Genomic DNA, 11,735 nt, shown 5'->3' with positions numbered 1-11,735 from the left:
CGGCTCAAACAAGCATAGAGTGCGCAAATTCAAAAATTTAGGAAATAACAAATGGCAAGTTGGGAAGCAGATTTCGCTGAGATAAAACGAGGTTCAGACGAAATTTTAATAGAAGAAGAGCTTATTGAGCGACTAAAAACCGGTAAACCCTTAAAAATTAAAGCCGGCTTTGATCCTACCGCGCCAGATTTGCATTTAGGTCATACTGTTTTGATCAATAAACTTCGTACTTTTCAGCAACTCGGGCACGAAGTTATCTTTTTGATTGGTGACTTTACCGGTCTTATTGGTGATCCTACAGGTAAAAACGTCACGCGTAAGCCGCTTTCTGAAGCCCAAATCCTAGAAAACGCCAAGACATATCAAGATCAGGTTTTTAAAATACTCGACCCTGCGAAAACTACGATTCGTTTTAACTCTGAGTGGATGAATAAACTCGGTGCAGCAGGCATGATTAAACTGGCAGCGAGCCAGACCGTGGCGCGCATGTTGGAGCGTGATGATTTTAAAAAGCGTTATGCCAATGGTCAGCCAATTGCTATTCATGAGTTTTTGTATCCGCTTGTTCAGGGCTGGGATTCGGTTGCCTTAGAGTCGGATGTAGAGTTAGGTGGAACAGATCAACGCTTCAATTTGTTGATGGGTAGGGAGCTTCAAAAGTCTCAAGGTCAGTCGCAACAAACGGTTTTGATGATGCCATTATTAGAGGGCTTAGATGGCGTTCAAAAAATGTCGAAATCACTCAATAATTATATTGGTATTACAGATGCACCCAATGAGATGTTTGGGAAGATAATGTCTATCTCTGACGATCTAATGTGGCGTTATTTTGATTTACTCAGCTTTAAGCCAATTTCTGAAATAGACCAGTTGAAGCAACTCGTAAATGACGGTAAAAACCCCAGAGATGTGAAAATTGATTTAGCGAAAGAGCTCATCGCTCGGTTTCATGATGAGGCATCTGCACAAGCCGCGCACGATGATTTCATTCAGCGTTTTCAGAAAAATGCTATCCCAGATGACATGCCAGAAGTGGCAGTATCTTTGCCTGCAGAAGGGATGGCGATCGCAAACCTATTAAAAGAAGCCGGTTTAGTTGGTTCGACGTCTGAAGCCATGCGAATGATCAAACAAGGTGCGGTAAAAATTAATAGTGAAAAGGTGCAAGACACCCGACTCGTTATTGATAAAGCGGGTGAAGCGGTTTATCAGGTAGGTAAGCGAAAATTCGCAAAGGTAATTGTCAACTAACCTTATAAAAACAGGCACTTTACTTGTGTAAAGTGCCCCGTGCAATCAATCAGATTATTCGTCTGTTTCAGGCATTTCCATAGGCTTATTGGCTTCTTTCCAAGCCGTGATATCACCTTCTAAATGATGCAAGTTACCAAAACCGGCATTCGCCAATACTTCCAATGCTTTACCCGCGCGGTAGCCTGAGCGGCAATATACAACGATTGGGGTGTTTTTTTCACCAAATACAGACAGATTATCAATCACTGTTGCCACTGGCACGTTAATCGCACCTGGCACATGTCCATCTGCATATTCTTCAGGGGTTCTAACGTCTATGATCATGGTTTCTTGCTGAGCGGTCAGCGCGTCGAATGCATCATGACTAAGTTCAGTGATTACCCCTGTATTGGCAAATGCGGAACTACCTAAGCTAATAGTTAAGGTCGCGATAAGAGCGAGAATTTTAGATGTATAGACTTTCATTGGTTAATTTACCTTCTAAGTTTGATAATGAGTAAGTGCTACTAGTTATTACTTCAATTGTGGAACATAGATCGTCCCGCTAACTCGTTATTCTAAGATAAGGTTATTAAAATTAACTCATTAATGTATTAAATTTTAATATACCATCTTACTTTGTTCAAAGCATCAAGCCTGTCGGCATAGGTTCAGAGTGTTTATAATTCTCAGGGAGCCCAAAACTTATTCGTCATAAAACACAAAAAATCATTATTAATAAGATAGACAGAAGTTAAAATACAACAGAAAAAAAGTTACGGAGATTGTGCTAAGTCATGCCCGAAACGCGAGAAAGCAATAAACACAGTCGACTTGCAATTGATAATATAGAAATCGGGTTGATTTCGTATAAAAAGTTTAGGAGGAGTACGTGATATTTGGTTCGATTTCAACGTTCAAACGTAAAGTGAATCTGTTGTTTTCCAAATTGGCTATATCTCCCATTGCGCTGCGCTTCTTTGTCTTTCTCGTTTGGTTTGCTCGTTTTGCGGCAAGAAGATTCGAGAAATCGGCTCCTGACTGCGTAGGAGGGGTATTTTTAAACGATACATATAAATTGATTTACATAGGCAATCCCAAGGTAGCATCAAGCACTATGCAGAACGTGTTTGCTAACACACTGCCCGAGAGTAAATTATGTTTAAACCTTTCATATGAAGCATTTACTCAAGAGCATCCAGACACACGCCACTATGCTAAATTTACATTTGTGAGGGATCCAGTTGATAGAATATATTCATGTTGGTTAGATAAAGTTAGCAATCAGAAGCGCTCAGCTGATATTTTCATATTAACCAGATTCAAAGGACTTTACCCAGATATGTCTTTTGATAAGTTTGTTGACTGGTTATGCACAGAAGAGGGCAGCGACAAACATTCTGACCGCCACTGGATGTCACAAAGCGCATTATTAAATTGCACCAATCCGGATTTTAAAGATATAGAACACATCAACGTCACCGCCCTAGACGAGGTAGTTAATAGGTTTGTAGAGCGCCATGGATTGTCCAAAAATACTAAGTTAAACGCTAATAGACTTAGGACAAATAATCAGGATTTAATGGATATATCAAACGAAACCCGTGAAAAGATTTATAAACGGTACAAACAAGACTATGACAACTTTCAGTTTGAAGAAATGGGTCAACCCAGATGTGACTTAAATTGAACGCGTTTTCTCAACAAATAGACTATGACTCTGAGCCAGTGAACAAGAAGCCTCATGTTCATAGAAGAACTAGCATTCCTACTTATGCCTGTTAAAAACGAAAAGAGCTATTACGAAGCCTATTTTCTGCCAGAATAAAGAACCAAACCAGTATGCGTATCAGGCGCAAATGCGCCATAGAAAGGCTCCATATGCTATATCTATTTTGTCGAGGTCCATCATTAAAAAAATACACCATATAGAAATATAAAAATTTATACGTTTTGCTTTAGTGAAAATAGTATAAATTTGTGAAAACTGAGGCATCGTTAAACACTTCATTTCTAGTTAAAATGAGGTCTACTAGTAGACAGGTTTTTTAAGGGATAGTTACATTGCTAAATAACCGCTTCAGTTTAGCGAAACAAGTGAACAAGGCTACTTTTAGTGGAAATAAAGAACGGAATCGAAATTCAGGAATATAAATTAAGAAAAAGCTATGTGACCACCTTAAAACTCTGTCTAGTGGTGTTTATAGGGTTTCTATTATTGGGCCTTTCATTACCGTTTATACCTGATAGCGGTGATTCTTTTAGGGAAACGATTGTTACGACAGTGTTCTGTACCATTGTTTTTGGTTTCTTCTCAATTGTAACGTGGAGAACATTAAAAGCCTACCTCATTGCAGATTTAAGCGCTGATAGCCTAGGTTTATGGCCAAGCCATAAAACGAGAAAGGAAGGTCTTGTTAAGTGGAAGGATATCGCATCATTCAAAGAGCGTTCACTTTGGCAATGCCTAGATTTATTTGACGCTGAGGGTAACAAAGTCCTCCAAGTAAATTATAAATTAGATGGTTTTAATCAACTCAGAGAAAGACTGACTAAGCATTTGATTGAGGGTTATCAGTCCTGTAATAACAAACTGCAGAATGAATTTTCCAAGAGCTATTGGTATCATGCACTGCATATTTTAGGTATCGTTTTATTTGCTTGGTTAGGTACAGTTTTGGGGGGCAATGGCAATATTCTCTTGGGCTACGGGATAATGAGTTTTTTGGTATTTGCTGTTATTTATGAATACCTTAAAACACCATTTAAGGTAACTATTAATGAATCGAGAGTGGTAATAAGTTATCCATACAAAAAACATCAACTACCACTAAGAACCATCACGTCTGTTGACCTAACAGATGAATTCCATAAGGGGAATCGATTGCCCGAAGTGCAAGTGTGGGTATCTGGTGTAGTGGCAGAAAAAAGCCGTTTAGATTGAAAAAGCTTGGTGTCGATTCTCACATATTGTTTGCTTCTCTAGATAGCATCGCTGGCAAAAAGTAAACTCTCAACAATTAATAACTCGCATCATTGGTGATTGTGGAAGGTAATCGCCTTCGCGGAGATGACGTTTTTTCGTTGAAAATATAATGCGTAAACCTAATGCGAGCTATCGGTACAAAACTAGCATTATCTAAATACACGCGCCATTACTTGATAGCAACACCATAAAGCGTTGGAATTAAGTACTTAGCAAGAGGGCGGAAATGCTTTTTATGCATTTTACCTAGAATTGATTCACATATTTCAAAATATGCGTTGGGAAGTTGTACGCTAAACCCTTTTGCACTCCAAAATGTGTCAAACCTTGAGAAGTGATGCGTTTTAAGCACCGCTTTCATTTGTGTATAGGTCCACTCTTTCAAATGAAAGCCTTCAGGCTCGTAAGAAAAATATTGAGAGACATCATGAGGTCCGGTAAATAAATGCGGTGTCCGAAAAACGTATACAACAAGACTATTGCCACCTTTGCGTGCGCCACCTAATGAACAATACGGAAACGATTTCACTGTTCAACGTGACTTCAATTTTGGGGCCTAGGCTCCATTTACTGCTGCAAGAGTAAAGAAAAACGCTAGTAAATGGTGGGGCCATTTGCGCTTTAATTATTCATTTCCTGTACAAAGGCCCTATCTACGCATGAAGTTGGAAACTAACACGCCATACAACACTTCCATAATTCGATATTTCAACAAACTAATCTAGTCAAAAAGACAGCTGTCACAGGGGGGAGTAAATAGCTTTAATCCGTCGTGTACTCTAAGTTTGATAATTTCACGATCTAAAAAGATCTTGGCTTTGGCGCATGATACATGCCGTGAGAAACACAATGACAGTTTGAGTGTCTTAAAAAAGCTTTCTCAGCCCAATACTCCAAGTACCGATATTATCGATTGACTCATAGGAAAGGTCAGTTGATAAATTATCTGTAATTTGATACTCGATCCCAACTCCATGTGAAAATTGCCAATCATCCTCTCCAACAAAGGGAGAGCGATCCAACTTACCGAGAGAGGGCAAATAAAATATTCCTATCGTCTCTGTGAGATCATATTTAAGGCGGGCTCGCAATGAGATGTAATCTTCAATTTTAATTTTACCAAAAACGCTGTCGATGTTTGAAACACCCCTCCCATACACAAATTCGGGTGTAGCTTTAAAGTCATTCGTAATTTTAAACCTATACCCAAATGCCAATTCGATTACTGCCGGATCATCAAAAACACCCTCACCAAAATCATAAGAAGAATATCTGATGCCAGCAGATACTTGAGCGAGCGACGACGGGACAAAGAGAAAACCCAATGTGCAAATTATAATAAAGTTAAATTTTTTCATACTTCACCTGTTAATTAATTGGACCGGCAGGAACAATCCCGCCACTAAAATATAATGAACCGACATTAATCGCACGAGTGAAGGTTCCATCAGAAACAGAAGCAGTCACCCAATGAAAACCTTGGTATTTTGGAGCGAATGATACTGTTTGTGATGTCGTCTGCATCGTTTCAACATAAGTGTAATCGGTATTTTGAAAACGATACGTTATTAGTGGTAAAAAAGTATTATTTTCAACTTGTCGCTTTGAATACATGCTAATTGAGGCTTGAAGACTGATTGTGATCTGCCCGCCACCTGACGCAGATAGCACAGATGCTGTCGGCATCGATTGGATGTATGCTGTCGTCATAGAACAGTAACTATTGTTAAAGTCTGTCACATCATTTATCCAGATCGTCTGCTGCCCCTGACTCGCTAACGGAAATAACATATCGGTGTAAGCGTTGTCCCAAGAATCAGTGAGTCGCTGGTCTACATACCCATCGTAACTATTGTAAAACAAAACTTCCTTATCATTATCCAACGGATTAAAGTGAAAATCAGCTTTTATCCTCGTAGGCATATTAACCGCAATGTACGTTGGACTTTCTGTTTTTAAATTTGATATTGTTCTCCCCTCTATACAATACGATGGAGGTGTGAAAGTTGCATACACGGCTGGCACAAATAGAATAATCTGACTAAACAAGACCAAAGATACTAAAAACCTCATATTTTTAACTCCTAACGTAAATAACCTAAACTATTTACAAAATCTGGCTCTAATATTCTATACTTTAGTATAGTTTTAAAGCGTGGGCTAGCAAAGTTTAGATCAGATGATAAAACAGTATATTGATTGCTCATGTATCTGATATTACGTGCTTTTTTTAGGCTGCTATAAGTTAATCACACAATTAGTGTCGTGAGCTCCGAACTCTAACTTGGTAAAGTTAGCGTCGTTGAACATTGCGAATTCATCTAGCAAGTGGACCTAATATCGGGGGATAGGTCAGTTGCATATCAGATAAAGCTCCAACCTATTTTAGGTCAGATATGAGATACTGCGAAAGGATGAGATTGAGTGCGAGCCATCACCTGCTATGTTGCAAAAAACAGTTTTCCTGCATCAACAGCGACTTTCATAGCTCAAATTACAAACGGCTTCTAAATACATTCGCCCTTATTTAACGGCAACACCATAAAGCGTTGGAATTAAGTACTTAGCAAGAGGGCGGAAATGCTTTTTATGCATTTTACCTAGAATTGATTCACATATTTCAAAATATGCGTTGGGAAGTTGTACGCTAAACCCTTTTGCACTCCAAAATGTGTCAAATGTTGAGAACTCATGCGTTTTGAGCGCCGCTTTCATTTGCGTAAAGGTCCACTCTTTCAAATGAAAGCCTTCAGGTTCGTACGAAAAATATTGCGATACATCGTGAGGTCCGGAAAATAAATGCGGTGTCCGAAAAACGTACTTTCCACCTGGCTTTAAAATTCTATGAGCTAACTTTAAATGACTGTGAGCGTCTTGTTCATGCAAATGCTCTATTAGTTGGTCACTAAATATCACATCAATGGAGTTATCAGCTACCTCATCAAGACGGTAACCATCGTATATGATGAGCTTAAAATTATTTGGCATATTGTCTGTGTTATCGCATTGCGCTGATATATCAACGCCAATATAAGAGTGCACTTTTTGTGATGCTTGTTTAGCAAATTTGCAATCGCCTGGAGCAAATTCAAGTACGACCGACTCCGGTGATAGGTAACGCCCAAGCAAAGCAAATTTACGTTTATTTGCTTGGTCGGTTAGTTGTTTGGACGAGCGCCTTGTTAATCGAGGATGGTCTGGGACTTTACTAAAGAGCTCATCATACATCGTAGAAAAAATTTGGGTTCTTTGCTCTCGATCAGAACTCTTTAGCTTTTCAGCGAGCGCCTTTTCTACCATATAATGATTTTTTACTTGTTCATAGCTACGGCCATTTGGTAATGGCTTTAGAAGTTTCATTTCTTTGTTTTCCTAAATTGAACAAGACTTATCTAAAGCCTAGCCTGTTGCCAACTAAACGCTTATGTTGCTCCTGTCTGAGTCATGCAATAACCAGCGCCAACAATAAATTATATTTTGAAAATGTCACTAACCTGTTATCTGCAAACAATAGGTAACCCTGGGTTAGCGTCACTTGGTAAGAATATCATAGTCACACGACGTTTAGCTTACTCTTTAAGCGTTAAGGGGGACAATATATGCACCGCACGCAGGCAGTTAATTAGTCGTGTAAGTGGCTGTGCATAATTGCGCTAGCTCATCTAAAGCACGGGGCGTGAAACGATGAAGTTTATCTGGGTTTGCTACTAAAATTTGGGTGTCTAAATCAATTATAGGTGGTGCTAACGTATTTTGGACTTCGTGTTGGCTGAGTTTGGTCCCTACAATCACAATGTTTGGTTGTGCTCTTAGTATTTGAGCCATGCTGATTTGAGGGTAGGGCGCTACGCTGTCTTGCATTGCGTTTGTAAGGCCACAAAGCGATAAAAGATTATTAAGCCAAGGATCATTGCCTAGCGCCCTTAACGGGTTAAGCCCAATTAAATAAATGATACTGCGTGAACGTCCCTTAAAGCGGTTTTGTAATGCTTTGATTACCAACTCCATTTCGTGTGCTTGTGCCGCGCCTATGCTATCAATGTTTAAAAACTTCGCGATATTGCGCGTTTCATCCATCAGGGAGCTTATATCAGTAATCTCTGACGAATATAGCGACACGCCGCTCGATACCAACTTATCTATATCACTGTCTTTATTGCCACCTTTCCATGCAAGTATATGTGTGGGGCGCAAGCGCAATATAGCTTCGAGGTTGGCGCCTTGATAACCAACCACCGAAGGTAAGGATGTTGCTTGCACTGGGTAGTCACTATGATCGCTTACAGCGACTAACGAGTCGCCAAGACCCAGCGCAAAAACCAATTCGGTCAAATGAGGTGACATTGTCACAATGCGCATATTATTGGTTGGATTCGTGTTTGCGAGCGCTGATGAAAGGCCGTTAAAAAATAAACACACTACCCATAATGAAAAAAGGAGGTGGTTTTGAATGTTAAGGCGCATGTATTCCCCAAGACACTAAAAGCAATATCGCAAGGATAATAATACTCGCGTAGGTATTTATTTCATTCGATTTTTTGATGTCACTAAGCTTAGGCTCCATATCCCCCAGATATTTGGTACGTCTTTGCTTTGAGGATTCATACATAACAGCCCCGCTCATATGCCTGTTGAGCGATAAGGATGCGCACAACAGTACGTATCCCGAGCCTAAATATAAAAGCTCTGGTAACGAAAATAAGCGCTTTACCTTGTCTTTTTGCATTTGCATGAGGCCCAGTAGAGCAAGTATTAATGCATATAAACGAATGGGCGCATATTGCAATAACATCGATAACTGAGCGGCTATCCAGCCAAAGCGCTGAAATTTGGATAACTTAATGTTCCAACTTTGTGCCACTTCATAAATCAGCCTGTAGGTTAAGGCAAACACCGGACCAAATATAATAAACCAGAACATAACGGTGATTTGTTGATGACAAAGCCTCAAGGTGAACGATTCAATCGCCGCTTTGATAATGCCAATGTCAGAAAGCGCTTGGGTGTCTCTAAGTACCCATGGTTTTAGGCTATCTTTGGCCAACTGCCGTTTTTGATGTTTTAGGGCGTCGTGTACAGTCAGCATTGATTTTCGTGTTGTGCTGAACTGTAAGGCAAGGTAGAGAAATAAAAAACTAAAAACTTGAGGAAATGAGGCAATGGCATACAAGATGTAAATGATAGTTATGGTTGGCGCCAGCAGCACCAAAAGCGCCAATGCTCCAGAGATGTAATGTTGCTGAGTTTGCTGTGCACTTGGAAGCACCTTAAGTGCCATTTGGTCGCAAACAAAGCGGAATAACGCAATGGGGTCGAAGGAGCGTGAGAGCACAAAACGCCGCTCTGCAAGCCAAGCAACAACGACGATTCCCCAAATCTGAAAAAACTCAGGGACCGTGTCTAAAGCATTCTCAATCAATAGATTATAAGCCTTCTAGCGTCCTGTGAACTAAAAGTGCAGAGTTTTTAGCCGCCTTTTCGAGATATTGCTCAAACGATACAGTGGAAGTTTTCCCCGCGATATCAGATAGGCTGCGGATTACGACACAAGGAGTATCCATCATATGACAGGTTTGTGCAATTGAGGCACCTTCCATTTCAACTGCTTTCATTTGGGGAAATATTTCGCGTATTTTAGCCGCGGCTTCATCGCTACCAATAAAACTGTCACCGCTACAAATTAACCCGGTTTTGACTTGAAGATTATCAAGGCTATTTGCAGCAGAAAAAGCAATTGCACTAGCATGGCTATCGGCAACATACTGCTTGGGCATCGCCGGCACCTGACCATATTCATAACCAAAATGCCTTACATCCACGTCGTGATACATCAATGCATCTGCTATCACTATATCGCCAATGTTTAGGTCAGGGTCAAAGCCGCCTGCCGAGCCGGTATTTATGACTAAGTCGGGCGAAAATTGATGAATAAGCAGTGAGGTGGCGAGTGCCGAAGCGACTTTACCAATGCCGCTTTGTACTAAGTAAATTTCATGTTCGAAAATAGAACCGTGAAATACTTCTAAATGAGAAATGCTTGAGTTCTGGCAGTTGGAAATGTGGCTTTTAAGGAGGGTGATTTCCTCTTCCATTGCGCCAATGATCGCGATCTTCATGTTCAGGTCCTATTGAAGTAAAAAACTGAGCGACATCATAGTCACTCAGTTCTTAAATTCAAGTTTTTAAGCAGCTACTCTGCGGCTAGGACTAAGTGGACGAGTAGGGCGTTTATTGGCAGAGACAATGCTAGGCTTGTCTTGCACCACATTAAACGGAATTTTGCCCTGACGGCGTCGTAAAGGAATGAGCTTGGTTTCAATGCACTCTTTAATTTCCGCCAAGGTATATCCATTTTTCGCTTTAATTCTTGCATGTGGAATGGATGCCGTGTCGAGGGCGCCGCTGACAAAAAAATCTCGCTGTGTATTGTGGCCGGCTTTTCCTTGACCATAGACTAAATCGATGGCCATTACAGGCGTCATGTCTTTGCGGTCGCATAAAACGAAGTCTACTTGCTTGCCGCCCGCACGCAGCAGTGCACTGTTTGCTATTTTTTTATCGGTATTGCTGCGCAGCGCGAGCAAGTCGATAAGTTTGACGCGACACAGGACTCTAAATTCGTCGCCTGCAGCCTGTTCTATAAGCGCTAAAAATTGTCGTTCAGCAGATGTAAATAGTTGTTTCTTTACGGCAAATGGGAACTCTACTTTATTGTCATTTACTTTAACGGCTAATACCGAGATGCAAATTAAAACAGCGAGCAATAAGATTGCGATTTCCATGATGACTCCAAAATTACAGAAAACTGCCACTTTATGCGGCAGTGAAACTAATCTATTGGAGTGATAGCAAAGGGTATGCCAAAAAAATTACGGAGCCATAAAATATTGACGCTCTGCAACTATGGGCAGTCGCAGAGCAAATCGATTAACCTACAGAACTACTTTTAACCAATACGTCAACCTGAGAGCCTTCGCCGTCTGCAGAGATAATGATGGTGGTGTTTTTGTCGTCAGATTGCAACATAAAGCGCTTTTTAACTGCTGTACTAGCACCATATGCTTGTGTGTTCTGATAAAACTGCACTACTTCCTGAGGGGGCTGCGTTACATGAAATACCATCGTTGCCGGAAAATCAGCGGCAAAAATCTGGCAAAGTTTGCCGGTTTTTGGGATCTCAACGTCATTAAAGCGCTCGGGACAACTCACACTTGGCATGCCCATGCTTTGTGATGGTGTTGCTGCGTATTGCGCTTCTTGTTCAGTAACGGCTTGAGGTGACGGCGGTGCTTCGGGTGCCATCATTTCGTTAATGTCAGAGCTTTCGGCGATGACTGGCTCAGGTGCTTCTGGCGCTTGAGGTGCCATCATTTCATTAATATCAGAGCTTTCGGTGATGACTGGCTCAGGCGCTTCTGGCGCTTGAGGTGCCATCATTTCATTAATATCAGAGCTTTCGGCGATGACCGGCTCAGGTGCTTCTGGCGCTTGAGGCGCCATCATTTCGTTAATGTCA

Annotated in this window: 12 protein-coding genes; 3 read left to right on the top strand and 9 right to left on the bottom strand. The window is 40.8% G+C overall.

Annotated elements, in window-relative coordinates; all coding sequences use genetic code 11:
* The first annotated feature begins 51 nt into the window (after positions 1 to 51).
* Positions 52 to 1,251: a tyrosine--tRNA ligase gene (gene tyrS, locus KJ365_RS16615; RefSeq protein ID WP_214452794.1), complete on the top strand. Its 1,200-nt coding sequence runs from the start codon at positions 52 to 54 to the stop codon at positions 1,249 to 1,251.
* Between the two features lie 54 nt (positions 1,252 to 1,305).
* Here tyrS and KJ365_RS16610 read toward each other — a convergent pair whose 3' ends face one another.
* Positions 1,306 to 1,719 (bottom strand): rhodanese-like domain-containing protein, encoded by a 414-nt coding sequence (locus tag KJ365_RS16610; protein WP_214452793.1) that lies wholly within the window; start codon positions 1,717 to 1,719, stop codon positions 1,306 to 1,308.
* Between the two features lie 406 nt (positions 1,720 to 2,125).
* Between KJ365_RS16610 and KJ365_RS16605 the strand changes: the two genes are divergently transcribed.
* Entirely contained in the window at positions 2,126 to 2,923 is a 798-nt protein-coding gene (locus tag KJ365_RS16605) for a sulfotransferase family protein (protein ID WP_214452792.1), read from the top strand.
* A gap of 426 nt (positions 2,924 to 3,349) precedes the next feature.
* Complete coding sequence (locus KJ365_RS16600) at positions 3,350 to 4,177, top strand: hypothetical protein (protein ID WP_214452791.1); 828 nt, start codon at positions 3,350 to 3,352, stop codon at positions 4,175 to 4,177.
* Between the two features lie 908 nt (positions 4,178 to 5,085).
* Here the strand turns inward: KJ365_RS16600 and KJ365_RS16595 are convergent.
* From KJ365_RS16595 to KJ365_RS16560, 8 genes are all read right to left on the bottom strand, one after another.
* On the bottom strand, positions 5,086 to 5,577 hold the full coding sequence (locus KJ365_RS16595) for an outer membrane protein (RefSeq protein ID WP_214452790.1): 492 nt from the start codon (positions 5,575 to 5,577) through the stop codon (positions 5,086 to 5,088).
* Positions 5,578 to 5,587: 10 nt separating this feature from the next.
* Positions 5,588 to 6,292, bottom strand: a complete 705-nt coding sequence (locus KJ365_RS16590; RefSeq protein ID WP_214452789.1) for a hypothetical protein — start codon at positions 6,290 to 6,292, stop codon at positions 5,588 to 5,590.
* Positions 6,293 to 6,742: 450 nt separating this feature from the next.
* A complete protein-coding gene (locus tag KJ365_RS16585; RefSeq protein ID WP_214452788.1) occupies positions 6,743 to 7,579 on the bottom strand; it encodes a class I SAM-dependent methyltransferase in 837 nt (278 codons plus the stop codon).
* Positions 7,580 to 7,837: 258 nt separating this feature from the next.
* Complete coding sequence (locus KJ365_RS16580; RefSeq protein ID WP_214452787.1) at positions 7,838 to 8,683, bottom strand: helical backbone metal receptor; 846 nt, start codon at positions 8,681 to 8,683, stop codon at positions 7,838 to 7,840.
* A complete protein-coding gene (locus KJ365_RS16575) occupies positions 8,673 to 9,638 on the bottom strand; it encodes a cobalamin biosynthesis protein CobD/CbiB (RefSeq protein WP_214452786.1) in 966 nt (321 codons plus the stop codon). The genes KJ365_RS16580 and KJ365_RS16575 overlap by 11 nt, the downstream gene beginning before the upstream one ends.
* Before the next feature lie 4 nt (positions 9,639 to 9,642).
* Entirely contained in the window at positions 9,643 to 10,335 is a 693-nt protein-coding gene (locus KJ365_RS16570; protein WP_214452785.1) for a 5'-methylthioadenosine/adenosylhomocysteine nucleosidase, read from the bottom strand.
* A gap of 66 nt (positions 10,336 to 10,401) precedes the next feature.
* On the bottom strand, positions 10,402 to 11,001 hold the full coding sequence (locus KJ365_RS16565; RefSeq protein ID WP_214452784.1) for a DUF2726 domain-containing protein: 600 nt from the start codon (positions 10,999 to 11,001) through the stop codon (positions 10,402 to 10,404).
* Between the two features lie 145 nt (positions 11,002 to 11,146).
* A partial coding sequence (locus KJ365_RS16560; protein WP_214452783.1) for a hypothetical protein occupies positions 11,147 to 11,735 on the bottom strand: 589 nt, incomplete at its 5' end.

The sequence above is a fragment of the Glaciecola sp. XM2 genome (assembly GCF_018595715.1).
GTDB lineage: Bacteria > Pseudomonadota > Gammaproteobacteria > Enterobacterales > Alteromonadaceae > Glaciecola.
Note: the sequence above shows the minus strand (reverse complement) of the source record. Positions and strands in the feature narration are given on the sequence as shown.